This is a genomic window from Streptomyces sp. NPDC111628 (genome assembly GCF_055635195.1).
Window position 1 is genome coordinate 368,608 of record NZ_JBVKBZ010000008.1, and the last position, 23,676, is coordinate 392,283.

Genomic DNA, 23,676 nt, shown 5'->3' on the forward strand with positions numbered 1-23,676 from the left:
CGTGACCTCCTTCGCCCCGGACTCCATCGTCCTGAACCGCAAGCTGCCGCTCTGGTACCAGGTGTCGCAGTCGCTGCGCGCCTCGATACTCGGCCGCTCGCCCCGGGACCCGCTGCGCCTGCCCACCGAGGAGCAGCTGGCCGGGCACTACGGGGTGAGCGTGCTGACCATGCGGCAGGCGCTGAAGGAGCTGGAGGACGAGGGGCTGATCACCCGGCACCGCCGGCGGGGCACGTTCATCGAGCCGGACGCCCGCCGGGGCTCCCCGGTGCGGCTGCTCGGCTCGGTGGACGCGATCGTGGCGCAGCAGTCCGGCATGAAGGCCGAGCTGCTCGACCACGGCCCCGTGCCGGTGCCGCCCGAACTCGCCGAGTACTTCCCCCGGGTGCCGGAGGTGGCGCTGTACCACCGGCTGCGCTGCGACGAGAAGACCGGCGAGCCGACCAACCACGCCCGCAACTACGTCCGTCCCGAACTGGCCGGCCGCATCGACGTGGACGACCTCGCCCGGTGGCCGATGACGAAGGTGCTGCGGGACGTGGTGGGCATGGACATCAGCCGGATCACCGACACCGTGGAGGCCCGGCTCGCGGACCCGGAGACGGCACGGCTGCTCGAAGTCCCGCTGCTCAGCCCGATCCTGCACTACACGGGCATCACCTACGACACCGACGGCCGGGTCCTCGACGTGGCGGTCATCCACTACCGGGGCGACCGCTTCTCCTTCACGGTCACCCTGGATGCCACGTGAGGCCGCGGTGCCCCGTCGTACGATGCCCGGCGTGACGCACGACGACGCCCCGCCGCTGGCGGACCTCATGCCGTGGTCCGTCGCACCGCCGCGGCTCGGCCGGGGGTGGCCGACGGCTCCCGACGCGGCGTCCCTGAAGGCCCGCTGGGACGCCCTGCTGAAGGCCGAGGAACCCGACCGCGCGACCTTGTTCGAGCCGACCCGCTCGCGCACGCCGTACTCGGCGGTCGGGCGGCTGCCGGGCGGCGCCGGGGGCACCGAGCGGCTGGCCCGTGCCGCGGGACCCTGTCCGGAGCCGGTCCGGGTGCTGCGGGCGCCGTTCGACGAGCAGTGGCTGATTCCCGACCACCGGCTGATCGACGCGGCCCGTCCGGAGCTGTGGCGGGTGGCGGACGCGCGGCAGGTGTTCGTGGTGGAGGTGCCCGACGCCGCCGGTCCGCCGCTGCTCCTCGCGACCTCGCTGCTGCCGCTGTTCGGGCCCGCCCGGATCCGCCCGCTGTACCGCCGTCCGGGCGGCGCGGAGCCCAACCTCGCCCCGGGTCTCCTGGACCACCTGGCCGCCCGCCTCGGCCGGCGCCCCGACCCGGCGGACGTGCTCGCCTGGTCGGCGGCGGCCGTACGGCCCGGCTCGCTGGTCCCGCTCACCGCGGACCCCGCGCTGTGGGAGCACGGGGTCGAGCTGGGCCGGCGCGCCCTGTGGCTGATGCGCCGCGACGGCGAACGCCCCAAGCTGCCCGGCGGCCGGCGCCCGTACGTGCGCGCCCCGCTGCCCCCGCGCCCGCTGACCCTGCGCTACGACCGGGAGGAGGAAGCCCTGTTCCTGGACGAGGGCCGCGTCTCCCCCGTGCCGCCCGGGGCCTGGGACTTCGAGGTGGGCGGAGCGCGGGTGCTGGAGCAGTGGTTCGCGGCCCGCACGGCCGAGGGCGAGCCGGGCACGCTGACGGCGGTCCGCCCGGCCGGCTGGCCGCAGACCTGGACCTCCGAACTGCTGGAACTGATCACCGTCCTCGCCCTGCTCGACGAGGTGCGCCGCGCATGCCGGGAGCTGACGGTCACGGAGACGATCACCGCGACCGAGCTGCGCGAGAGGGGCGTCCTGCCGGTCCCGGCGCCGGCCCGTCGGCCCGCCTCCGTCCTGGACGCCCGGGAGGAGGGGCCGGAGGGGCAGCTGGCGCTGCTGTGACCCCGGGCGGAGCCGCGGCCGCGGCTCAGGCGAACCCGTCCAGCACCCGGGTCAGTGCCCGCTCGAAGACCCCCTCCAGGTCGATCGGTCCCGCGTCCTCGGCGAAGGACGCCGCCAGCCGCGGGTAGGCGCCGCTCGCGACCTGCCGGCCGAGGTAGGCGATGCGCGCCGCGTTCTCCTGCTCCTCGGACCAGGGCAGGGAGCGGGTGCGCTCGACGGTGGCGATCTCGTTGGCGACGTACGTCGTCACCACGCCGTTCACCATCGCGACCAGCTCCATCTTGGTGCCGTAGGGCGCCTCGAAGGGGTCGAGGCAGGCCAGGCAGTGCTCCAGGTAGCGCAGGGCGTTGGGGCTGAAGCCGTAGACGGGGGACATCAGGCGGGGCAGCCAGGTGTGGCGGTGCATCAGGGCGCGGGTCTGGTGGGCGACCCGGACCATGTCCGCGCGCCAGTCGCCGCTCGGCTCCCACAGCTCGTGCTCGCCGCTGACCGCGTCCATCATCAGCTCGTACAAATCCTCCTTGCGGGGGACGTAGTTGTAGAGCGACATGGTGCCGCAGCCCAGCTCGCCGGCGACGCGGCGCATCGAGACCGCGTCCAGTCCCTCGGCGTCCGCGATCCGCACCGCGGCGGCGGCGATGTCGGCGCGGGTGTACGCCGGTCTCGGCCCCCGGCCGGTGCGCTCGGGGCGCGACCAGATCACTTCGGGTACGGCCGCTCGGCCCGCCATCGTGCATCACCTCGGCCACCATCCTAGTTACGTACAGCGTACGTAGTGCGCTATGGTCGACGCATGACTACTACGTACGCTGTACTTAGTGAGGGTCTGGAGAAGCGCTTCGGCGCCGTGCACGCGCTGCGCGGCCTGGATCTCGCGGTGGCCGAGGGCACCGTCTGCGGGCTGCTCGGGCCGAACGGGGCGGGCAAGACCACGGCGGTCCGGCTGCTGACGACGCTGCTGCGGCCGGACGCGGGTTCGGCGCGGGTGGCCGGGCACGACCTGGTGCGGGAAGCGGCCGCGGTGCGTCGGCTGATCGGGGTGACCGGGCAGTACGCCTCGGTGGACGGAGACCTCACCGGGCGGCAGAACCTGCGGCTGTTCGCCCGGCTGCACCGGGTGCGGGCCGCAGCGGCGCGGGCCGACGAGCTGCTGGACCGCTTCGGTCTGGCCGACGCCGCCGACCGGCCCGCCGCCACCCTGTCCGGCGGCATGCGGCGCCGTCTCGACCTGGCCGCGAGCCTGGTGCGCCGCCCCGAGGTGCTGTTCCTGGACGAGCCGACGACCGGGCTCGACCCGGCCAGCCGGAACCGCATCTGGGAGGCCGTGCGCGCCCTGAAGGCGGACGGCACGACCGTGCTGCTGACCACGCAGTACCTGGAGGAGGCCGACCGCCTGGCCGACGACATCGCCCTGGTGGACCGGGGCCGGGTCGCGCACACCGGGTCGCCGGCCGAACTCAAGGCGCTGGTGGGGGCCTACGCGGAGGCCGTCGTCCCGGACGCGGACGCCCTGGTGCGCGCCGCGGCGGTCCTGGACCGGCTGACCGGCACCGAACCGGTCCTCGACCACGAGCGGCGCACGGTCGGCGCCGTCAGCACCGATCCGACCCTGACCCTGCCCCGCCTGGTGCGCGAACTCGACGCGGCGGGCGTGCCCCTGGCGGACGCGCGCCTGCGGCCGCCGACCCTCGACGACGTCTTCCTCCGACTGACCGGCGACAACGGCAGCGACGACAGCAACGACAGCAAGGAGCTGGTGGCATGAGCACGGTGACGACGGAGCCGCACGGCCCGGCGTACGGTCTGGCCTACGACGGCGCGGCCATGCTGGGCCGCCAGTTGCGGCGGGCCCGCAACAACCCGGGCCTGCTGATCCTCACCCAGACCATGCCGATCACGATGCTGCTGTTCTTCGGCTACGTCTTCGGCAGCGCGCTGGCGATGCCGGGCGAGGAGTACCGGTCCTTCCTGGTGCCGGGGTTGCTGGTCGCCACCGCCGCGAACGGCATCATGACGGGCATGTTCCAGGCGGCCCAGGACACCCACCGGGGCGTGACGGACCGCCTGCGGACGCTGCCGGTGAGCCGGGCCGCCGTGCCGCTCGGACAGTCGGTCGCCGACGTGCTCGTCACGGCCGCCGGGGCGGTGCCGCTGCTGCTCGTCGGGCTCGCGGTGGGCTGGCGGGTGGAGGGCGGCGCGCTCGGCGCGGTGGGTGCGCTCGGGCTGTTGCTGCTGTTCCGGTTCGCGACGACGTGGATCGGGATCTTCCTGGGGCTGCTCACCCGCGACGAGGAGGCCGCCGGTCAACTGGGCGGCGCGACCTTCATCCTTCCGCTGCTGTCCAACGCGTACATCCCGACCGACGGACTGCCGGGCTGGCTGCGCACGCCGGCGGAGTGGAACCCGATCAGCGCGGTCACCACGGCGCTGCGGGACCTCTTCGGCAACGCGCCCGTGCCGGACGGGGCCGCCTGGCCGGTGACGCATCCCGTCGCCGGGTCGCTGGCCTGGTGCGCGGTACTGCTGGCGGTGTTCGTCCCGCTCGCGGTACGCCGGTACGCGCACGGGGACCGCTGAACGGGCCGGGTTACTGCGTCACCGCCGGTGGGGAGACGGCGGGGACGTGCCGTGCGGGACGGGAACGTGCGAACGCGTGCGGGACGGACGTACGAGATCGGGTGTGCCGGGGACGGCCCGCGCTCGGGGAGCACACCGGGGCGCCGCTGCGTGCCGTGGGGATGACGGACGAGTGCCGCGGCGCCGCGCCGGGAGGTGTGACCGCCGCAGCGCGGGCCTCAGTTGCCGCCGAACAGCGAGCGGCGCAGTCGACGCAGTGGCGCGAACAGCGAGACCCGGCGCACCCTGGCGCCCCGGTTGCTGCGCTTGTGTGCGGGCTCACGCGCGGTCAGCTCACGCATCAGCGACGTCGCCTCCACGGTCTCCCGCGGCGGGAGGGCGGGCCCTCCGAGTACCGCGAGATGACGGTCGAGGCGCGAGCTGGTCGCGCTGCTCCCGCAGGTGATCGCAGGGACCCTTGCCCTGCTGCGCACTGTTATCTGTTCCATGTCACTCCCCACCCGTACGAGTCCACCCGGCCCGGGCAGGGTAACCCTATCGCCCCGGTACGGCATGCGTGTATCGCGGTCACAGGATTCACCTTCCCCGTAAGGGGGTTGACGATTACTCTCCGAATCCGACAGATTCCAGGGCGAGTTGGACGACCGGCTCACTCGTCGGCAGGTCCGAGCCCCCGTCGGGTTCCACCGTCACCGCGAGTGACGTCGCGGAGCGGCTCAGGCCGGAGGCGATCAGGGGCGTGTCGCCGTCGAAGAGCCCGAGGGAGCGCGGCTCGGCTCCGGGGCGCAGCAGCCACAGTTGGCGCACGCGGTCGCCCGGCGGCTCGCCGTACCCGCTCAGGGTCACCACCGCGCGCCCCCTGGACGCGGAGGCGACCACCGCGACACCGCGGCCGCGTGCGTCCGCACCGCGCGCCGCCCGGGCGTCCGGAGCGGCCAGAACGTGGGCGATCTCACGTGCCCGGTCCCGTGCGGTGTCCAGCTCGTCCCGGGTGTGGTCGGCCCGCACCGCGAAGAGCGAGGCGACCACGAGCGCCGCGGCGGCCGTCACCGTGGCGAACGGCATGAGCAGGGGGTGCGGCCGGACGTGCCCGACCGACCGCCGCGGGACCGGTCCGCGCGCGTGCACGGGCTCCTGTGCGGTGGTGCGTACGGCGGCCAGGACCCGCTCGCGCAGGGCGGGCGGCGCGGGGATGGCCGTGGACCGGGCCAGCCGGACGGCGTCCTCGGACAGCGCCCGCACCTCGGCGGCGCAGCGGGCGCAGCCCTCCAGGTGCCGTTCGAAGCGGTCCCGTTCGGCGCCCTCCAGGGCGTCCAGGGCGTAGGGAGCGGCGAGCGAGTGGCCGAAGGGGCTCATGCGACGCCTCCCAGGCAGTCGCGCAGGCGGCCCAGCCCGTCCCGCATCCGGGTCTTCACGGTGCCCAGCGGGAGGGAGAGGCGCTCGGCCACCTCCCGATAGGTGTAGCCGTCGTAGTAGGCGAGGGTCACCGACTGTCGCTGCAGGGCGGTCAGGCGGTCCAGGCAGCGCCGCACCCACTCGCGTTCGAGCCCCGCCTCGACCTCCTCCGAGACCTGGTCGAAGGCCGGATGGTGGGAGCGGTGGGCCTCGCGCCGGTCGCGTTCGCCGGCGGCGCGGGCGCTGCGCACCCGGTCGACGGCGCGGCGGTGGGCGACGGTGAGGATCCACGACAGGGCGCTTCCCCGGCGGGGATCGAAGCGCCCCGCGGACCGCCACAGTTCGAGCAGCACCTCCTGGGCCACCTCCTCCGACTGGGCCGGGTCGCGCACCACGCGCCGCACGAGTCCGAACACCGGCCCGGACACCAGCCCGTACAGCTCCTCGAAGGCCTTCTGGTCGCCGTCCGCCACCAGCACCAGCAGCTCGTCCGCCGCCACCCGGTCGCCCTCCACCCCGTCCCCCTCTCCGCGGACCGCGTCCGGCCCGTCGACGTCACCGCCGGGCGCGCGGTGGCACGCCCTCCGCAGGGGTTACGGATGCACGGCCCGAAAACGCCAGTCGCCGGGGCGGGATTGGCGCCAAGGGGGTCGCGTCCGCACCGGGTTGGGCTACTTTGTGAAGGGTCCGCGCGACGTCATAAGGGTCCGCGCGCGACGTCATAGGGGGCGCCCGTGTCCGGAGAACCCGACGGCGAGCGTGTGATCGCCGGTCGCTACCGGCTCCTGTCGCCGCTCGGCGAGGGCGGCATGGGCACCGTGTGGCGCGCCCGCGACGAGGTGTTGCGCCGCGAGGTCGCCGTCAAGGAGGTGCGCGCCCCCGCCGGGCTGCCGCAGACCGACGTCGGGCGGATGTACGCCCGGCTGGAGCGCGAGGCGTGGGCCGCCGCCCGGATCTCCCACCCCAACGTGGTCACGGTGTACGACGTGGCCACCGACGGCGGTCGGCCCTGGATCGTGATGGAGCTGGTCCGCGGGCTGTCCCTGGCCGACCTGCTGGACGCCGAGGGCCCGTTGGAGCCCCGCCGGGCCGGGCTGATCGGCGCCGAGGTACTGGCCGCGCTGCGGGCCGCGCACGCCGCGGGGGTGCTGCACCGGGACGTGAAGCCCGCCAACGTGCTGCTGGCGAACGACGGCCGGGTGGTGCTCACCGACTTCGGGATCGCCAGGGTCGAGGGCAGCGAGGCGCTGACCATGACCGGCGAGGTCGTCGGCTCGCCCGAGTTCCTCGCCCCGGAGCGGGCGCTCGGCCGCACGCCCGGTCCCGCGTCCGACCTGTGGTCGCTGGGCGTGCTGCTGTACGCCGCGGTGGAGGGGGTCTCGCCGTTCCGTCAGGACACTCCCCTGAGCACCCTGCGGGCGATCGTCGACGAGGAGTTGCCGCCGCCGTACCGGGCGGGTCCGCTCGGGCCGGTGGTGGAGGGCCTGCTGCGCAAGGATCCCGCCGAGCGGCTCCCGGCGGACGAGGCCGAGCGCGCGCTGCGCCTCGTGGGCACCGGCGGCGCACCGTCCGGCCGCGGCCCGCGCGCCGGCGCGACGCCGTCCGGCGCGTTCGCCCCGACGGTCGCGGCCCACCCGGGGCCGCCCACCACACCGACGCCGCCGATGCCCGTACCGGCGGCCGGGGACACGTCCGCGGCGGGTACCCCCGGTACGCCGGGGGGCCGGGACCGGCGGGCGCGTGCCGTGCTGGTGGTGGGGCTGGCCGTACTGGTCCTGGCGCTGGCCGGAGTGACGTACTCCCTGCTGGACCGCTCGGACGGCGGTGGCGGGACGGCGGGTTCGGGCGGGAGCCCGGACCCGGAGGCCACGTCCGCGGCGACGAGCGGCGGCGCCGGGGAGCCGAGCCCCTCGGTGTCGTCCGGGAGCGGCGGCGGGGAGAGCAGCCCCGCACCGCAGTCGGTGAAGGTGTCCGTGGTGGGCTCGCGCACCGACTACTCGGGGGCCTGTCCGCCGCCGCACGGCCGGGCACCCGCGTTCACGGCGACGTTCACGGTCGGGCGGCTGCCCGCGGAGGTCGGCTACCGGTGGGTGACCGCGGACGGGTCGGTCTCCGACCCGGGGTGGCGGACGCTTTCCTTCCCGTCGGGCGGCGACCGCTCGCGTCAGGACAGCGTGGTGGTGACGACGCACGACGACACCGGCGCGTTCGAGAGCGCCGTGCGCGTGGAGGTACGGAGTCCGGTGCGGGCCACCTCCAACGCGGTGGCGTTCTCGGTGACCTGCGGGACCGGGACGGAGACGGGAACGGGGACGGAGACCCCGACGGGCGGGGCCTCCCACTCCTCGTCTCCCTCCGCTCCTTCTTCTTCTCCTGCCGCCTGAGATCAGGCGGCGCTGTTGAGGACCGGCAGGTAGCCACCGGACTGGCCGGTCGCGGTGGGGTGGTACGACTCGCCGATGTTCAGCCAGTTGACGCTGTGCAGCCAGGGGCTGCCGGAGCACAGCTCGTGGCCGGTGAAGGTGGTGCGTACGTCGCCGAAGGTGAAGCCGTGGGCGGCGACGCGTTGGGCGATGACGGTGTTGAGGTGGTCGGAGGCCTTGTTTATCGCCGTCCGCTTGGTCTCGGACAGGCCGATGCAGGTGGTGCCGAGCTTGTAGAAGCGCGGGTAGCCGATGACGACGACGTGGGCGTTCGGCGCCTTGTCGCTGATCGCCGAGTAGACGCCGTCGAGCTTGCCGGGCAGCGTCGAGTCGACGTACGCCTCCGCGGTGGCGATCCGCGACAGGCAGGAGCTGTCGGACTGGAGCACACACGTCGTCATGACGTCGGCGAACCCGGCGTCGTTGCCGCCGATGCTGATCGAGACGAGGCCGGTGCTGGAGCTGAGCGGGCCGAGCTGTCCGGCGAGAACTTCACCCGTACGGGCGCCGGAACAGGCGGTGAAGTCGAACGTGGAGGGCGAGTGGGCGGCCGCCCACAGGTACGGATGGGACTTCGTGCTGCGCTTGCAGTCACCGCTGGAGCTGATGTAGCTGCCCGCTCCGACCCCGGAGGAGTAGGAGTCGCCGAGGGCCACATAGCCGTCGGCGGCGGCGGGTTGGGCCGCCTGGGCGGTCGCTGCCCCGGTGAGGGCGGCGCCGGCGGCGAGGAGTAATGAACTCAGGAAGCCGACAAGTCGGAAACGTCTCATGGAACCTCCCTTAGCAGGATTGCTGCCACAACCGTGGTAGCAGCTACGCGCGTTGACTGGAAGTGTCCATGCCAAGAAATGGCTGACACTCGTTCAAGTTCGGACGAAACCCGGCGAGAACACCCCTGCCGCGTGTGCCCGGGAAAGCGGGTGCATGCGGCGGCCGGGTGCCCGATCATGGCGGCATGTCCGTGAACCCGCACGAAGTCCTGCCGATCCGGCTCAACGTGGACGACAGCGACTCCCCGTCCGATGTCGTCGACGCGCTGTTCCTCGGCCGTTTCGCCACGGGTGAGCAGCCGTACTCGCACGCGGCGAACATCGACCGCGTACGGTCCGGCGCCACACTGCTGCCGCCCGGCGCGCGCGTGCTGCGGATCGCCCGCGACGACGACCGCAGCGCGACGCTGGCGGAGGGCGACGGCTGGACCCTGCTGGTCTCGCGCTGGAACCGGGGCGCCGACGTCACGGTGACGGCGACCAGCGCCGACCTCGCCGAGGAGGTGCTCGGCGAGGCGACGGACGGAGCGGCGGACGAACCCGAGCCGCAGCCGGAGAACGTGACGATGGGTTTCTGGTACGTCTCCCCGCGCCGCGGCCCGCACCGCACCACCCGCCAGATCGCCGCGGGCACCTGGGACGAGGTCCGGGCCAACTACACGGCGCCGGTGGCGGAGGCGATGGACGGCCTGATGAAGACGACGCCCGAGGACATCGCGGGCCGGCTGCTGCTCCTGCACGGTCCGCCGGGCACCGGCAAGACCTCCGCGCTGCGCACGCTGGCCCGCTCCTGGCGGGACTGGTGCCAGGTGGACTGCGTCCTCGACCCGGAGCGGCTCTTCTCCGACGTCGGCTATCTGATGGACATCGCCATCGGCGAGGAGGACGCGGCGGGCAAGGGCCGCTGGCGGCTGCTGCTGCTGGAGGACTGCGACGAACTGATCCGCGGCGAGGCCAAGCACACCGCGGGCCAGGCGCTCTCCCGCCTGCTGAACCTCACCGACGGACTCCTCGGCCAGGGCCGCAACGTCCTGGTCGGCGTCACGACCAACGAGGACCTGGAGCGCCTGCACCCCGCCGTGGTCCGCCCCGGCCGCTGCCTGGCCCGCATCGAGGTCGGCCCGCTGACCCGGCGGGAGGCGGTGGACTGGCTCGGCACGGAAGAAGGAGTCGGCCGCGAGGGCGCCACCCTGGCGGAGCTGTACGCCCTGCGCCGGGGCACCTCACCGACCGCGCTGCCGGAGCCGCGGGCGGGCGCGGAGGCCGGACTGTACCTGTAGCCCGGCCCCCGCACCCGGCTCGGTGCTTTGATGAGGGTATGACCCTGTTCGTCGGCACGTCGGGCTGGCAGTACCGGGACTGGCGGGAGAGCTTCTACCCGCCCGGTCTGCCGGTCCGGCGCTGGCTGGAGCACTATGCGGCCGCCTTCGCGACGGTCGAGATCAACAACGCCTTCTACCGCCTGCCCGCCAGGGAGACCTTCGCGGCCTGGCGGGACCGCGTCCCACCGGACTTCACGGTCGCGGTCAAGGCCAGCCGCTACCTGACGCACATCAAACGCCTGCGCGACCCGGCCGAACCGGTCGACCGCCTGATGACCCACGCGGCCGGCCTCGGCGACCGCCTCGGCCCGGTCCTGCTGCAACTGCCGCCGACCCTGCGCGCCGACCCGGCCCTCCTGGACACCTGCCTGGCCTGCTTCCCGCCGGACACCCGGGTCGCGGTGGAACCCCGGCACGCGTCCTGGTGGACACCCGAGGTCCGCGAGGTCCTCGTGTCCCGGCGCGCGGCCCTGTGCTGGGCGGACGTCCGCGCCCGCCCGGCCACCCCGCTGTGGCGCACCACCGACTGGGGCTACGTCCGCTTCCACGAGGGCCGGGCCACCCCCTGGCCCCACTACGGCCGCCGCTCCCTGGCCACGTGGATCGACCGCATCACGACGACCTGGCCAAACACGAGCGACGTCTACACCTACTTCAACAACGACCCGAACGCGGCAGCGGTAACAGACGCGACCCTGTTCGCCAGACTGGCCCGCACTTCAAACCTGACGATCACCAGAACGCGCCCTGAAGGGGCGCGGGGAACTGCGCGACAAGCCACGGCGAACCCGCAGCCGGGCAGCGGCCCGAACCAAAACGGCGCTCACCCTCCGTAAGCCGCCCGCAGGGCATCCCGCACGGCGGCGAGCGCGTCCCCCTCCGTCACCCCCAGCCGCCGAGCCCGCTCGGCATACCCCTGGGCCGCGACGGCCACCTCCCGCTGAGCCGCAGAGCCCGCGGCAGCGACGAACGTGCCGTTGCGCCCCCGCGTCTCGATCACCCCGTCCGCCTCCAGCGCCCGGTACGCCTTGGCAACCGTGTTCGCGGCGAGCCCGAGGGATCCGGCCAGTCCGCGCACGGTGGGCAGCCGGTACCCGACCGGCAGCGCTCCCGAGCGGGCCTGTTCGGAGATCTGCGCGCGCACCTGCTCGTAGGGCGGCGCGCCGTCGTCGACATGGATCTTCAAGGTCACCCGGCGATTGTCCCGTATCCCCGCGAAAATGAGAGGCACCCGACCGCCCGGCCGCCGTAGCGTGCGCCCTCATGACCGTTCTTGTACGCGACCTGCGTTCCGACGACCCGGCCGATGTCGCGGCCTTCGCCCAGGTCCGCCATCTCGCCGTGCCGTTCATGCTCTGGACGCCCGAGGCAGTCGTGCACCGGCTCGTCCACACCCACCCGGACGCCCGGAGCCGGTCCCTGGTCGCGGAGGAGGACGGGGAGGTGATCGGCACCGCCCAGCTCGGGCTGGTGCACGACAGCCCGGAGCCCGGTCAGGGCTACCTGAACGTCTACGTCCATCCGGAGCGGTTCCGGCGCGGGGCCGGTGGCCTGCTGGTGCGCACGGCCGAGGAGTACCTGGCCGGCGAGGGAGCGACGAAGCTGTACTCCTGGGTGCTGGACGGTCCCGCCAACCTGGCCTTCGCCGAGCGGCACGGCTACGCACGCAGGCGCGCCTCGCACTTCCTCCGGCTGGACCTGGCGAACGCCGCGCTCCCGCCCCGGTGGTCCCCTCCCGCGGGTGTCGAGCTGCGCACCGCTGCCGACTACGCGGACGACCCCCGGCCCATGTTCGAGCTGGACGCGGAGACGGTCGCGGACGAACCGAGCGACGTCGACGTCGAGTTCACGGACTACGAGGCCTGGCTCGCGGAGACCTGGCGGCACCCACTGCTCGACCGCGAACTGACCACGGTCGTGGTCGTCGACGGCCGTCCGGCCGCCTTCACCGTCGCCTACACCGACGGCACCCGGTACGCGACCGCGATGACCGGCACGGTCCGCGCCCGGCGCGGCCGGGGCCTGGCCAAGCTCGCCAAGACCGACTCCCTGCACCGGGCCCGCGCGGCCGGGTACACGGAGGCGCTCACCGGCAACGACGCCGAGAACGGCCCGATGCTCGCCATCAACAAGTGGCTCGGGTACCAGATCTGTGCGACGGAGGTGCGCCATGTCCGTGAACTCGGCTGAACCGCCCATCGAGGTGGACGTGATCCTGGTCAAGGCGGGCCGTACGAAGATCCGGTACGCGGCAGCACTGCTGCACGACGACGGCATGCGCCTCGCCGTGCGTGCCCCCTGGGCCGGGGACGGCGTGCGCGACTTCGGCTTCGTGCGCTTCGAGGCCGGGGACGTCTTCACCGAGTACTACTGGCGCGACCGGTGGTACTCGGTGAAGGAGGTCCGGACCGACGCCGGGGTGCTGAAGGGCTGGTACTGCGACATCACCCGCCCCGCCGTCCTCACCGGCACGGAACTGGTCGTCGAGGACCTCGACCTGGACCTGTGGCGCTCCGCCGACGGCACGGACGTACGGCGCCTGGACGAGGACGAGTTCGCCGAGAGCGGACTGGCGGACCGGGACCCGGAGGCCGCTGCCGCCGCGGTGGCCGCGCTGGAGGAACTGGAGCGGCTGGCCCGCGGGGACGGCTTCACCGGCCTGCTGGAGTAGGCCGCCGCGCGGCTCACCCGTACGTCGCCACCACCGCGTACCGCTCGTCCGCCACCTCCCTGCCCCACAGCGACGGGTCGTCCGACAGCCGCTCCACCCGGGCCTGCCCGGCGAGCGGGCCGAGCAGGGCGGTGACCCTGTCGGCCGGTATGCCGACCGGGGCGACGCTCCCCCACACGCCCTCGACCAGGACCAGCCGCCCTCCGGGGCGCAGCAACTGCCGCCAGTGCCGCAGCGCCCGGCCGGGGTCGGGCAGCGTCCACAGGACATGCCGGACCAGCACGGCGTCGAAGCGCTGCTCCCCCACGGGCGGTGCCGCGGCGTCACCGGTGAGGAACACCGCGTCACGGCCGGCGAGTTTGGCCCTGGCCAGCTCCACCATGGCCGGGGAGAGGTCGACGCCGGTGACATGGTGCCCCTGCTCGGCCGCGAGGAGTGACAGGCTGCCGGTGCCGCAGCCCAGGTCGAGCACGTCGCCGGGGAGCGCGGGCAGCCAGGAGGCCAGCCTGGCCGCCCAGGCCCGGCGCACCTCCGCGTCGCGCAGGCCGTGGTCCGGCTCGTCGTCGAAGGAGGCGGCCAGCGCGTCCCAGTCGGGACCCGGTGCGGTCGCTTCGTCACTGTTCCCACTCATGCGCCCAGGGTGACACCCGCCACTGACAACGGAGTCGGGGCGCGGGAACGTGACAACCGCCACTGACAGTTATGCATCGATGAGTGAGTCTCGGGGAAAGGGTCTACCTCCGTGAGAACGCGGAACCCGGTGGATCCGTAAGGAGGCAGCCATGCGCCGTCTGACCGTGCAGAAGCCCCTGAAGAAGACCGACGCCCGCCGAGTCCGCGAGGAGATCGACGAGCGCCCCTCCGGGCGCCCGGAGGTCCGCAAGGACATCGCGCGCACCTGGTGGCCGGAGAGCTGACCGGCAGGTCCGGGCATGAGACGCCTCAGAGCAGCAGCAGCTTGCGGTAGTGGACGCGGTCGTAGGGCCCGTCCACGCGGCGTTCCACGACTGCGTACCCGTACCTCGGGTAGATCTCCTGGTTCTCCCGCATCATCGCGTTCGTGTAGAGCCTGACCTCGGGCAGGCCCAGCGCCCGCGCGTGCGCGTCCACGAACCGCAGCAGCCGCCGGCCCACGCCCCTGCCGTGCGCGTCGGGGTGGACGGCGATGCTGTCGAGGAACAGGTGGTCGGCGTGCGCCTCGACGACGACGAGTCCCACGGGTCCCGCCCGGCCCGTGCCGGGCTCGTCCGTGACGAACACCTTCCCCGCCGCCACGTCCGCCGCGTGGTCCGCCGCCATGGGCTGCGGCACCACCCCGATGCGCTCGACGTAGGGAAGGTACGCGGCGTCGGTCACGGCCTTCACCGCCGGCACGTCCGCGGCGGTCGCGGGCCGGATCCGTTCTCGTTCCATGCCGCGAACGGTAGCTACCTCAGCCCAGCCTGAGCACTCCCTTAACGCGACCATAAGGATCTCCTTCACCCGCCTCCAGCAGGCGATTTCGCGGTCCTCCGGGGCTAGCTTGCTGATCAACCCCACGGGTTCCGACCCGAGTTGCCGCAGCCCCAGTGACCGTTTCGAGGAGTTCCCCATGCCCGCACCGTCCGCGTCCCGCAGGGCCGCAGCCGTCGCCGTCGCCGGTCTCGCCCCGCTCGCCCTGACCACGCTGGCCGCCGCCCCCGCCTCGGCGCACGGCTCGATGGGCGACCCGGTCAGCCGGGTGTCGCAGTGCCACGCCGAGGGGCCCGAGAACCCGAAGTCGGCCGCGTGCAGGGCGGCGGTCGCGGCGGGCGGCACGCAGGCGCTCTACGACTGGAACGGCATCCGCATCGGCAACGCCGCCGGCAAGCACCAGGAGCTGATCCCGGACGGCAAGCTGTGCAGCGCCAACGACCCGGCCTTCAAGGGCCTGGACCTGGCCCGCGCCGACTGGCCCGCGACCGGCGTGAGCAGCGGCTCGTACACCTTCAAGTACCGCGTGACGGCCCCGCACAAGGGCACGTTCAAGGTCTACATCACGAAGCCGGGCTACGACCCGTCGCAGCCGCTCGGCTGGGGCGACCTGGACCTGTCCGCCCCGGTGGCGACCTCCACCGACCCGGTAGCCTCGGGCGGCTTCTACACCTTCTCGGGCACGCTGCCGGAGCGGTCCGGCAAGCACCTGCTGTACGCGGTGTGGCAGCGCTCGGACAGCCCGGAGGCGTTCTACTCCTGCTCGGACGTCACCTTCGGCAGCGGCAGCGGCAGCGGCGGCAGCAAGGGCAGCGGCAGCGGTGCGGCCACCGGCGACGGCACCGCCTCCGGCGACGCGGAGGAGGGCGCCGCCCCGGCTCCGGAGGCCTCCGCGCCCTCCGAGGAGCAGCTCGCGGCCGCGGCGGAGAAGTCGACGATCGAGCACCACGGTCACGGCGACCAGGACGCGGCGACCACCACGGACCCGACGGACCCGGCCGCCGCCCCGGAGGAGGCGCCCGGTACCGCCGCCGAGCCCCATCAGGTCAAGGCCGCCGGCGGGGGCACGGAGAACCTCGCCGAGACCGGCGGGGACAGCACCACGCCGTACATCGCCGTCGGCGGCGCCGCGGCCCTGGCCCTCGGCGCGGCCGTCCTGTTCGCGTCGGTCCGGCGGCGCGCGACGACCGGTGGCCGGCCCGGCCACTGACGCGGAACGCGGGGGAACCACGGGGGAACGGGGAAACGCGGGGCCCGTCCGGCGGCTCAGGCCGGGCGGGCCCCGCGTGACGTGCGCCGGGGCGCGGGGCGGCGCCCGTCAGCCGAAGACCGAGGCGCAGGTGGTGGGCGTGGCGTGCGCCGGGTCCAGGGCGTTGGTCACCTCGTGGAAGGCGATCCGGTCGAACAGCCCGATCGCCAGGTGCTCGGAGAGGTCGAGCGGGCACAGGTCCTGCAACAGGACGTTGCGCACGCCGGGGCCGTCGAGGAACTGGCCGCGGTACGGCGTGACCACCTCGTCGTACTTCGTGGCGAGGACGGTGTAGCGGACGCCGGGCACGGTGTCGCCGCCCGCGTTGAGCCTGGTGAGGACGTCGGAGCCGACGACCTGGTCGGCGAGGGCGGGGGTGTGCTCGTTGAGCAGGTCCTCGACGCCGGAGAAGTACGGCAGCAGGCGGGTGAAGCCGGACAGCGTGGTGCCGTGGTTGCTGGGCGCTATGCCGACCAGGGCGTTCACCTTGGCGGCCCCGCCGAGGAACTTGAGGTAGTAGCGGGGCATCATGCCGCCCTGCGAGTGGCCGACGAGGTCGGCCTCTGCGGCGCCGGTCGCGGCGAGCACCTTGTCGACGTGGGCGGCCAGTTGTTCCGCCGACTTCTCGACCGGGCCGAGTCCGTGGAAGAGCGGGACCCCGGGCAGTTGGCCGTAGTCGAGGGAGAAGACGCAGTAGCCGCGGTTCTTCAGGTAGGGCGCGAGACCGAGCCAGTTGTCGACGGAGTTCCCGAAGGTGCCGTGGACCAGGACGACGGGGCGGGGGTGGGCGGCGGAGGGCTCGCAGGTGTAGTCGTTCCAGCCGGAGCCGGGGCGGGCGTCCGCGGTGGGGGCGGCAGTGGCGGCGGTGGCGGGGACCAGGGCGACCGCGAGGGCCAGCAGCAGCGCGGCCAGCGGTCTGAGCACTCGACTCCAGGGCAGCATCGGGTGATCTCCTTGCGGATCGGGGGAGTTGCGACGGCAGGGATGCCCTGTGATCCGGATCACGGGATGCTGTTCACTCGTCAAGTTACGAGCGAGTAGTGCAAGTGTGAAGTTACGCGTCAGTAAAAACTTCCAGTGACAACCGACGCCGTCGGCACCGCGGGTGGCAGCGGATCAGGTCACCAGGCGGGCCGCATCGGCCCGTTCGGCGCCACGCGCAGCAGGCCGTCGCGCAGCGCCCGCACCCCGTCCTCGCCGAGCACGTCGGCCCACGCGCCCACGGCCTCCGCGGCCGCCGCCTCCGCCGCCCGCGTGCAGGCCCACCCCGCCTCCGTCAGCACGACGAGCCGGGCGCGCGCGTCGGCGGGATGCGGCCGGCGCTCGGCGTACCCCTTGCGGACCAGCTCGTCGACGAGCTGACTGGCGGCCTGCTTGGTCACCCCGAGGTGCACGGCCAGGTCGGTGACCGTCGCTCCGTCCGGGGCGAGCCGGGCGAAGGCGAACCCGTGCGCGGGCCGCACGCCCTCGAAGCCACGAGCGACGACGCCCTCGTGGATGCGCTGCGTGAGTCCGCCGGCCGCGGCGAGCAGGGCGGCGGTCAGGGCCATGGCGTCGGAGTTCTGCACGGGGGCATTGAAACACCCTTGACACTTTGGTCAAGCAGCTTGACCATAAGAGCCACGGAGATAGTCAAGCCGCTTGACCATGTTGGCCATATGTACCAGAGGAGCCCCGTCATGCCCGTCGTCCGCTCGTCCGAAGGCGTCACCCACGAGATCCACGGCGCCCGCTTCGTCTCGTACGCCAGTCCCTGCGTCGGCAGCAAGGAGCTGTGCGCCTGGCGGGGCGAGATCCCGGCGGGGACGAAGGCGCCCGCGCACACCGTCGACCGGGAGGAGATCTTCCACCTGCTCACCGGCGAGCTGCTGATCACCCTCGACGGCCGCACCGAGCGCGTCACCGCGGGCGACACCGTGATCATCGGCTCCGGGGCGACCCTCGCCGTGGAGAACCCCACCGACCGGACCGCGACCTCCTGGGTCACCACCTCCGTCGGTCTGACGGCGGAGCTGGCCGACGGCACCCGCCTCACTCCCCCGTGGGCCAACTGACCCGCGGGGGCCTCACGCCGCCAGCGACCCCGGCATGACCGCCCTCGGCCCGAACTTCGCCCGCGCGCGGTCCGCGACCTCCTCGATCCGGCGGACCTTCTCGTCCACGGGGTCGAAGGTGAGCTGGTGGGAGGCGTGTTCGGCGGACGTGAGGCTCTCCGCGCGCAGGGCGATCGAACGGACCCGGGCGCGCTGGAGGCCGAGCGCCTCGTACAGGTCGTACGCGGTCCGGGTCAGGGCCGCCGAGTGCGCGGTCGGCTCCTTCAGGGTGCGGCTGCGGGTGGTGGCCGACCGGTCGGCGTAGCGGACGGTGAGGGTGAGGGTGCGGCAGACCTTGTCCACGGCGCGCAGCCGGGCGCCCAGGTCCCCGGCGGCCGAGAGCAGGGCACGGCGGTGCCGGTCGGGGTCGAGTTCGTCGCGGTCGAAGGGGCGGTCGGCGGCCAGGGACCGGGAGACGCCGTTGGGGACGACCCGGCCGCGGTCGACGCCCTGGGCCTTCTCGTGCAGCTCGCGGCCGGTCCTCGCGCCGACCAGGCGCTGGAGGGTGGACAGCGGTGCGGCGGCGACCCGGCCGAGGGTGTCGAGGCCGTACTCGCACAGGGTGCGGGCGGTCGCGGTGCCGACGCCGGGCAGCGCGGCGACGGGCCTGCCGTCGAGGAACGCGCGCTCCTCGCCGCCGGGCACCGCGCGGGTCAGTCCCGGCCGGGCGTCGCGCAGGGCCATGCGGGCCAGCATCGGGCCGGGTCCGGCGCCGATCACGCAGTCCACGCCGTGCAGCGCGAGGGCGCGGACCCGGATCACCGAGGCCAGGGCCACGGCGTCGCGCCCGAAGTACCGTTCGGCGCCGCGCAGGTCGGCCAGCGCGCCGTCGGGCGGCAGCGCCTCGACGACCGGCGTGAACTCCTCGAGGAGCCCGAGCAGTTCGGGCAGGGCCGCCTCGCGCGTCGGCGGCAGCTGGAAACGTACACAGAGGATCGTCATCCCGCACTCCCCGGACTCTGGTGCCACAACTTCCTTCCGACCGCGGGCCCTTCGCCCGCGGGGCGCAGATCGGCCCAGGGATGCATCTCGTACCCGGTGGACATGCGGATCTTCCGCTGCTCCATCGGGTCCTGGGCCGCGGACCCGGCCGGCGCGGGCCGCCCGTCCGAACCGGCGAGGCGGCGGCGCGCCGGGCCGCCCTCGGGGTCGTCGTCCCCGGTCCCGTCCGCCCCTCGGGTGCCGCCCGTTCCGGCCAGCCGGGCGGCGACGCCCTCCAGGCCCTCCTCCCGGCGCACCTCCAGCAGGCCGGCGAGGTTCCAGGCGGCGGAGCCGACCACACTGAGGCTGCGCGGGCCGCGCCGCTGCACCACCCCGCGCACCAGCAGCAGCCAGGAGTGGAAGACGGTGTGCGCGCAGGCGTCGTGCGAGTCGTCGAAGAAGGCGAGGTCGACCAGGCCGGAGCCGTCGTCCAGGGTGGAGAAGATGACCCGGCGGCCGGAGCGGACCGGCGGGGTCTGGGTGGCCGCCTTGGCGCCCGCGACCAGCACCGTCTCCCCGTGCCGTGCCTCGCGCAGCCGCTTGGCCGACACCACGCCCAGCTCGCGCAGGAAGGTGCGGTGGTCGTCCATCAGGTTGCGCGAGGCGTCCATGGACAGCACGCCGAGTTCGGCGCTGAGCCTCTCCTCGGAGGTGAGGTCGGGCAGTCCGGCGGAGGCGGTCTTGCGTCCGCCGGACAGCGGGAGCTGGTCGCCGCGTCCGCCCCGGGCGCCGCGGTGCAGTTCGGTCAGGTGCAGTTGCAGGTCGCGGCGGTTGGCGCCGAACGCGTCCAGCGCGCCGACCTGGGCGAGCCGTCCGGCCAGCGGCCTGCTGGGGCGGGCCCGTTCCCAGAAGTCGAGCAGGGAGGCGTACGGCTGCCCCTCGGCGATCCGCTCCGCCTCGGCCTCGCTGATGCCGTGCACGTCGGAAAGGGCGAGGCGCAGGCCCCAGGTCGTCCCCTTGGTACGCCGTGATTCAGACACCAGTTCGATCCTGTGTGCGACCCCCGACTCGTTCACGTCCAGCGGCAGGATCGGCACCCCGCGCCGCCGCGCGTCCGCCAGCAGCAGCCGCTTGGGGTACATGCCGGGGTCGTGGGTGAGCAGGCCCGCGTAGAAGGCGGCCGGGTGATGGGCCTTCAGCCACGCCGACTGGTACGTCGGCACCGCGAAGGCGACGGCGTGCGCCTTGCAGAAGCCGTAGCTGCCGAAGGCCTCGACGATCTCCCAGGTGCGCTGAATCGTTTCCGCGTCGTAGCCGTTCGCCGTCGCGTGCTGGGCGAACCACACCTTGATCCGCCCCTGCGACTCCGGGTCGGAGAGCCCGCGGCGCACCCGGTCCGCCTCGCCGCGTCCGCAGCCGGTCATGATGGCGACGATGTCGATGATCTGCTCGTGGAAGACGACGACCCCGTACGTCCCCTCCAGCGGCTCCGCCAGGTCCTCGTGCGGGTACCGCACCGGTGCCCGTCCGTGCCGGGCCTCGATGAACGGCCGCACCATGTCGGCGGCGACCGGCCCGGGCCGGAAGAGCGAGATGTCGACCACGAGGTCGTGGAAGGTGGCCGGCTGGAGCCGCCCCACCAGGTCCCGCTGGCCGGGCGACTCGATCTGGAAGCAGCCCAGCGTCTCGGCGGACCGGATCATCCGGTACGTCGCCGGGTCGCCCTCCGGTACGGCGTCCAGGTCGACCTCGGTGCCGGTCGCCCGCTTCACCTCGGCGACCGCGTGCGCCATCGCCGACTGCATCCGCACCCCGAGCACGTCCAGCTTGAGCAGCCCGAGGTCCTCCACGTCGTCCTTGTCGAACTGGGCCATCGGGAAGCCCTCACCGCTGGTCGGCATGACCGGCGTACGGGAGAGCAGGGAGGCGTCGGACAGCAGGACGCCGCAGGGGTGCATGGCGACACCGCGCGGGAGGGCGTCCAGGCCCTCGACCAGCTCCCAGAGCCTGCCGTACCGCCCTCCTCCGTCCCGCCGGGACTCCCCCGCCAGCTCCTTGAGTTCGGGCAGTTCCTCCAGCGCCGCGCGGGCGTCGCGGGCGCGGATGTGCGGGAAGGACTTGGCGACCCGGTCGATCTCGGCCGGGTCCATGGACAGGGCGGCGCCGACGTCGCGGATGGCGTGGCGCACCCGGTACGTCTCCGGCATGGCGACGGTGGCGACCCGCTCGGTGCCGAACCGGCCGATGATCGCGCGGTAGACCTCGAGGCGGCGCGCGGACTCCACGTCGATGTCGATGTCGGGCAGGACCACCCGCTCCCTGGACAGGAAGCGCTCCATCAGCAGGCCGTGCTCGACCGGGTCGGCGTGCGCGATGCCGAGCAGGTGGTTGACGAGCGAGCCCGCGCCGGAGCCGCGCGCGGCGACCCGGATGCCCATGTGCCGTACGTCGTCCACGACCTGGGCGACGGTGAGGAAGTACGAGGCGAAGCCGTGGTGGGCGATGATGTCGAGCTCGTGGTGCATCCGCTCCCAGTACGCGCGGCGGCCCGGCCGCCGGTCGTAGCCGCGCCGCACCATGCCCGCCGCCGCCCGGGAGGCGAGCGCCCGCTGGGCGGTGCGGCGCCCGGCGCCCACGAGGTGCGGTTCGGGGAAGTGGACGGCGCCCATGCCGAGGTCGTCCTCGGGGTCGACCAGGCACTCGGCGGCCGTGGCCCGCGTCTGCTCCAGCAGGCGGTGGGCGGTGTCGCGCCGGAAGCCCGCGGACTCGACGATCCGCTCGGCGGCGTGCCGCATGGCACCGGCGTCCTTGAGCCAGGCCTCGCCGGAGTCCAGTTCCTTGGTGGCGTCGATCGGGACGAGGCGGCGGGCGGCGTCCAGGACGTCGGCGACCTGGCCCTGGCCGGGGTCGGCGTAGCGGACGGCGTTGGAGAGCACCGGCCGGACACCCTGCTCGGCGGCGAAGCCGACGGTGCGGGCGGCCAGCCGCAGGGAGCCGGGGCCGGTGCCCTCACGGCCGTGCCAGACGGCCTCCAGACGCAGGGTGTCGCCGTAGACCTCGCGCCAGGGGGCGAGGAGCCGCGCGGCGCGGTCGGGACGCCCGGCGGCCAGGGCGCGGCCGACGTCGGAGCCGGGGCCGAGCAGGACGGTCAGGCCGTCGGCGTGGTTGTCGGGCCAGGACAGCAGCGGGGTGCCCTCGGCCGTGTGGGCGGCGGAGACCAGGCGGCACAGGTCGGCCCAGCCGCGGGCGCCGTCACGGGCGAGGAAGGTCACCCTCGGGGCCGACTCGTCGACGAAGGCGCCGCCGCGCACGGGGACGCGGCGGCGGTCCCGGCGTACGGAGGTGTCCGTGCGGTCGGCTTCGGGCTCGGGCGCGGCGACCGCCAGCTCCGCGCCGAACAGGGGGCGGACGCCCGCCTTCGCGCAGGCCTTGGCGAAGCGGACCGTCCCCGCGAGGGTGTCCCGGTCGGTGAGGGCGAGGGCGTCCATGCCCCGCTCGAAGGCGCGCTCGGCCAGCCGCTCCGGGTGGGAGGCGCCGTAGCGGGCGGAGAACCCGGAGACGGTGTGCAGATGCGTGAAACCCGGCATCACGCACCTCCCGACTCATGAACCGACGCATGACCACGTATGCCCGAACGCCATTATCGAACGTCTGTTCCCAGCTACCTCACCCACCATACCCCCATCCTCGAATGTGTGTACGACATCCGTTCGGCCCCGTCCCACCTGCGCAAACACCCCCCGACCCGGACTGTGGGGACATGTCACACACACCGGGCTCCGGCACGCGAAGCGGCTCCTTCCTCGGTGAGGTGAAGGACGCCGTCACCCCGCGGGCCACCCTGCTCGTACTCGGCGTGATCGCGCTCCAGCTGCTGTTCATCGCCTCCTACGTGGGGGCGCTGCACGACCCGCGGCCCAAGGACGTGCCCTTCGGGGTGGTCGCGCCCGGGGCGGCCGCCGGGCAGACGGTGGACCGGCTGGACGGACTGCCCGGCTCCCCGCTGGACCCGCGCACGGTGGCCGACGAGGCGGCCGCCCGGCGGCAGATCATGAACCGGGAGATCGACGGCGCCCTGGTCCTGGACCCCGACGGCAGGCAGGACACCCTGCTGGTCGCCTCCGGCGGCGGCACCGTCCTCGCCACCACCCTGGAGGGCATCGCCGGCAAGGCGGAGCAGGCCGAGAGACGCGCGGTGCGGGTGGTCGACGTGGCCCCGGCCTCCCGTCACGACTTCGACGGGCTGTCGTCCTTCTACCTGGTCGTGGGCTGGTGCGTCGGCGGCTACCTGTGCGCCTCGATCCTGGCGATCAGCACCGGCGCCCGGCCGGCCAACCCGCGCCGGGCGGCGATCCGGCTCATCGTGATGGCCCTGGTCGCGATCGTCGGCGGACTCGGCGGCGCGGTGATCATCGGGCCGGTCCTGGGCGCGCTGCCCGGCGGCGTGCTGGACCTGTGGGGGCTCGGCGCGCTGATCACCTTCGCGGTGGGCGCCGCCACGCTCGCCCTCCAGGGCGTTTTCGGGATCGTCGGCATCGGTCTCGCGATCCTGCTGGTGGTGATCGCGGGCAACCCGAGCGCGGGCGGCGCCTTCCCGCTGCCGCTGCTCCCGCCGTTCTGGAAGGCGATCGGTCCGACGCTGCCACCGGGGGCCGGCACCTGGGCGGCCCGCTCGATCGCCTACTTCAAGGGGAACGACGTGACCGCCTCCCTGCTGGTGCTGTGGGCGTGGGCGGTCGCGGGGACGGTGATCACGATGCTGGCGGCCGTGCTGCCGCGCCGGGGGCGGCCGGAGACGGACCTGCCCGCGTCGCCGGCCGCCTGACCGTCGTACGCGCGCGGGAGCCCCGGCCGGACACGCGGAAGTCC

Annotated in this window: 25 protein-coding genes; 13 read left to right on the forward strand and 12 right to left on the reverse strand. The window is 73.9% G+C overall.

Annotated elements, in window-relative coordinates; all coding sequences use genetic code 11:
* The first annotated feature begins 1 nt into the window (after window position 1).
* Together ACZ7MF_RS37380 and ACZ7MF_RS37385 are read left to right on the forward strand one after the other, a co-directional pair.
* The gene (locus ACZ7MF_RS37380; RefSeq protein WP_471482587.1) at window positions 2-751 is read left to right on the forward strand and encodes a GntR family transcriptional regulator; all 750 of its coding nucleotides are present in this window, start codon (window positions 2-4) and stop codon (window positions 749-751) included.
* 22 nt (window positions 752-773) lie between these two features.
* Window positions 774-1,934 (forward strand): type ISP restriction/modification enzyme, encoded by a 1,161-nt coding sequence (locus ACZ7MF_RS37385; protein ID WP_471482588.1) that lies wholly within the window; start codon window positions 774-776, stop codon window positions 1,932-1,934.
* A 25-nt stretch (window positions 1,935-1,959) separates the two neighbouring features.
* Here ACZ7MF_RS37385 and ACZ7MF_RS37390 read toward each other — a convergent pair whose 3' ends face one another.
* A complete protein-coding gene (locus ACZ7MF_RS37390) occupies window positions 1,960-2,664 on the reverse strand; it encodes a TetR/AcrR family transcriptional regulator C-terminal domain-containing protein (protein ID WP_386903379.1) in 705 nt (234 codons plus the stop codon).
* Window positions 2,665-2,727: 63 nt separating this feature from the next.
* On the opposite strand from ACZ7MF_RS37390, the gene ACZ7MF_RS37395 reads away from it, so the two are divergent.
* Both ACZ7MF_RS37395 and ACZ7MF_RS37400 read left to right on the forward strand, forming a co-directional pair.
* Entirely contained in the window at window positions 2,728-3,699 is a 972-nt protein-coding gene (locus ACZ7MF_RS37395) for an ATP-binding cassette domain-containing protein (RefSeq protein WP_471482589.1), read from the forward strand.
* Window positions 3,696-4,511: an ABC transporter permease gene (locus ACZ7MF_RS37400; RefSeq protein WP_471482590.1), complete on the forward strand. Its 816-nt coding sequence runs from the start codon at window positions 3,696-3,698 to the stop codon at window positions 4,509-4,511. Before ACZ7MF_RS37395 ends, ACZ7MF_RS37400 begins: the two co-directional genes overlap by 4 nt.
* Before the next feature lie 218 nt (window positions 4,512-4,729).
* On the opposite strand, the gene ACZ7MF_RS37405 is transcribed toward ACZ7MF_RS37400, so the two are convergent.
* The 3 genes from ACZ7MF_RS37405 to ACZ7MF_RS37415 form a co-directional block, all read right to left on the reverse strand.
* On the reverse strand, window positions 4,730-4,999 hold the full coding sequence (locus ACZ7MF_RS37405; protein ID WP_003977105.1) for a hypothetical protein: 270 nt from the start codon (window positions 4,997-4,999) through the stop codon (window positions 4,730-4,732).
* Window positions 5,000-5,114: 115 nt separating this feature from the next.
* Window positions 5,115-5,867: an anti-sigma factor gene (locus tag ACZ7MF_RS37410; protein ID WP_471482591.1), complete on the reverse strand. Its 753-nt coding sequence runs from the start codon at window positions 5,865-5,867 to the stop codon at window positions 5,115-5,117.
* Window positions 5,864-6,406, reverse strand: coding sequence for a sigma-70 family RNA polymerase sigma factor (locus tag ACZ7MF_RS37415; RefSeq protein ID WP_471482651.1), 543 nt, complete (start codon window positions 6,404-6,406; stop codon window positions 5,864-5,866). The genes ACZ7MF_RS37410 and ACZ7MF_RS37415 overlap by 4 nt, the downstream gene beginning before the upstream one ends.
* A 234-nt stretch (window positions 6,407-6,640) precedes the next feature.
* On the opposite strand from ACZ7MF_RS37415, the gene ACZ7MF_RS37420 reads away from it, so the two are divergent.
* The gene (locus ACZ7MF_RS37420; protein ID WP_471482592.1) at window positions 6,641-8,290 is read left to right on the forward strand and encodes a serine/threonine-protein kinase; all 1,650 of its coding nucleotides are present in this window, start codon (window positions 6,641-6,643) and stop codon (window positions 8,288-8,290) included.
* A 2-nt stretch (window positions 8,291-8,292) separates the two neighbouring features.
* Here ACZ7MF_RS37420 and ACZ7MF_RS37425 read toward each other — a convergent pair whose 3' ends face one another.
* On the reverse strand, window positions 8,293-9,099 hold the full coding sequence (locus ACZ7MF_RS37425) for an SGNH family lipase (RefSeq protein ID WP_471482593.1): 807 nt from the start codon (window positions 9,097-9,099) through the stop codon (window positions 8,293-8,295).
* Window positions 9,100-9,284: 185 nt separating this feature from the next.
* On the opposite strand from ACZ7MF_RS37425, the gene ACZ7MF_RS37430 reads away from it, so the two are divergent.
* Window positions 9,285-10,379, forward strand: a complete 1,095-nt coding sequence (locus tag ACZ7MF_RS37430) for a DUF5925 domain-containing protein (RefSeq protein WP_471482594.1) — start codon at window positions 9,285-9,287, stop codon at window positions 10,377-10,379.
* A gap of 38 nt (window positions 10,380-10,417) precedes the next feature.
* Window positions 10,418-11,257, forward strand: a complete 840-nt coding sequence (locus ACZ7MF_RS37435; RefSeq protein ID WP_471482595.1) for a DUF72 domain-containing protein — start codon at window positions 10,418-10,420, stop codon at window positions 11,255-11,257.
* Here ACZ7MF_RS37435 and ACZ7MF_RS37440 read toward each other — a convergent pair.
* Entirely contained in the window at window positions 11,245-11,613 is a 369-nt protein-coding gene (locus ACZ7MF_RS37440; RefSeq protein WP_471482596.1) for a GntR family transcriptional regulator, read from the reverse strand. The two genes, ACZ7MF_RS37435 and ACZ7MF_RS37440, sit on opposite strands and share 13 nt — an antisense overlap.
* A gap of 71 nt (window positions 11,614-11,684) precedes the next feature.
* Between ACZ7MF_RS37440 and ACZ7MF_RS37445 the strand changes: the two genes are divergently transcribed.
* Both ACZ7MF_RS37445 and ACZ7MF_RS37450 read left to right on the forward strand, forming a co-directional pair.
* Window positions 11,685-12,611 (forward strand): GNAT family N-acetyltransferase, encoded by a 927-nt coding sequence (locus ACZ7MF_RS37445; RefSeq protein ID WP_471482597.1) that lies wholly within the window; start codon window positions 11,685-11,687, stop codon window positions 12,609-12,611.
* Entirely contained in the window at window positions 12,592-13,092 is a 501-nt protein-coding gene (locus ACZ7MF_RS37450; protein WP_471482598.1) for a ribonuclease FAU-1 family protein, read from the forward strand. The genes ACZ7MF_RS37445 and ACZ7MF_RS37450 overlap by 20 nt, the downstream gene beginning before the upstream one ends.
* A 13-nt stretch (window positions 13,093-13,105) precedes the next feature.
* Here the strand turns inward: ACZ7MF_RS37450 and ACZ7MF_RS37455 are convergent, their stop codons facing one another.
* Entirely contained in the window at window positions 13,106-13,723 is a 618-nt protein-coding gene (locus ACZ7MF_RS37455; protein WP_471482599.1) for a class I SAM-dependent methyltransferase, read from the reverse strand.
* A 151-nt stretch (window positions 13,724-13,874) separates the two neighbouring features.
* Between ACZ7MF_RS37455 and ACZ7MF_RS37460 the strand changes: the two genes are divergently transcribed.
* Window positions 13,875-14,009 (forward strand): hypothetical protein, encoded by a 135-nt coding sequence (locus ACZ7MF_RS37460; RefSeq protein WP_003977094.1) that lies wholly within the window; start codon window positions 13,875-13,877, stop codon window positions 14,007-14,009.
* Between the two features lie 25 nt (window positions 14,010-14,034).
* On the opposite strand, the gene ACZ7MF_RS37465 is transcribed toward ACZ7MF_RS37460, so the two are convergent.
* On the reverse strand, window positions 14,035-14,505 hold the full coding sequence (locus tag ACZ7MF_RS37465) for a GNAT family N-acetyltransferase (protein ID WP_471482600.1): 471 nt from the start codon (window positions 14,503-14,505) through the stop codon (window positions 14,035-14,037).
* Window positions 14,506-14,683: 178 nt separating this feature from the next.
* On the opposite strand from ACZ7MF_RS37465, the gene cbcC reads away from it, so the two are divergent.
* Window positions 14,684-15,754 (forward strand): carbohydrate-binding protein CbpC, encoded by a 1,071-nt coding sequence (gene cbcC / locus ACZ7MF_RS37470; RefSeq protein WP_471482601.1) that lies wholly within the window; start codon window positions 14,684-14,686, stop codon window positions 15,752-15,754.
* A gap of 108 nt (window positions 15,755-15,862) precedes the next feature.
* Here cbcC and ACZ7MF_RS37475 read toward each other — a convergent pair whose 3' ends face one another.
* Entirely contained in the window at window positions 15,863-16,735 is an 873-nt protein-coding gene (locus tag ACZ7MF_RS37475; RefSeq protein ID WP_471482602.1) for an esterase/lipase family protein, read from the reverse strand.
* Between the two features lie 179 nt (window positions 16,736-16,914).
* Complete coding sequence (locus ACZ7MF_RS37480) at window positions 16,915-17,361, reverse strand: MarR family winged helix-turn-helix transcriptional regulator (protein WP_471482603.1); 447 nt, start codon at window positions 17,359-17,361, stop codon at window positions 16,915-16,917.
* A gap of 111 nt (window positions 17,362-17,472) precedes the next feature.
* Between ACZ7MF_RS37480 and ACZ7MF_RS37485 the strand changes: the two genes are divergently transcribed.
* On the forward strand, window positions 17,473-17,847 hold the full coding sequence (locus ACZ7MF_RS37485; protein ID WP_471482604.1) for a cupin domain-containing protein: 375 nt from the start codon (window positions 17,473-17,475) through the stop codon (window positions 17,845-17,847).
* Between the two features lie 12 nt (window positions 17,848-17,859).
* Here the strand turns inward: ACZ7MF_RS37485 and ACZ7MF_RS37490 are convergent, their stop codons facing one another.
* Window positions 17,860-18,828 (reverse strand): DNA polymerase Y family protein, encoded by a 969-nt coding sequence (locus ACZ7MF_RS37490; RefSeq protein WP_356865493.1) that lies wholly within the window; start codon window positions 18,826-18,828, stop codon window positions 17,860-17,862.
* Window positions 18,825-22,394: a DNA polymerase III subunit alpha gene (locus ACZ7MF_RS37495; RefSeq protein ID WP_471482605.1), complete on the reverse strand. Its 3,570-nt coding sequence runs from the start codon at window positions 22,392-22,394 to the stop codon at window positions 18,825-18,827. Before ACZ7MF_RS37495 ends, ACZ7MF_RS37490 begins: the two co-directional genes overlap by 4 nt.
* A gap of 173 nt (window positions 22,395-22,567) precedes the next feature.
* On the opposite strand from ACZ7MF_RS37495, the gene ACZ7MF_RS37500 reads away from it, so the two are divergent.
* Window positions 22,568-23,632 (forward strand): DUF3533 domain-containing protein, encoded by a 1,065-nt coding sequence (locus ACZ7MF_RS37500; protein WP_471482606.1) that lies wholly within the window; start codon window positions 22,568-22,570, stop codon window positions 23,630-23,632.
* Window positions 23,633-23,676: the final 44 nt, after the last annotated feature.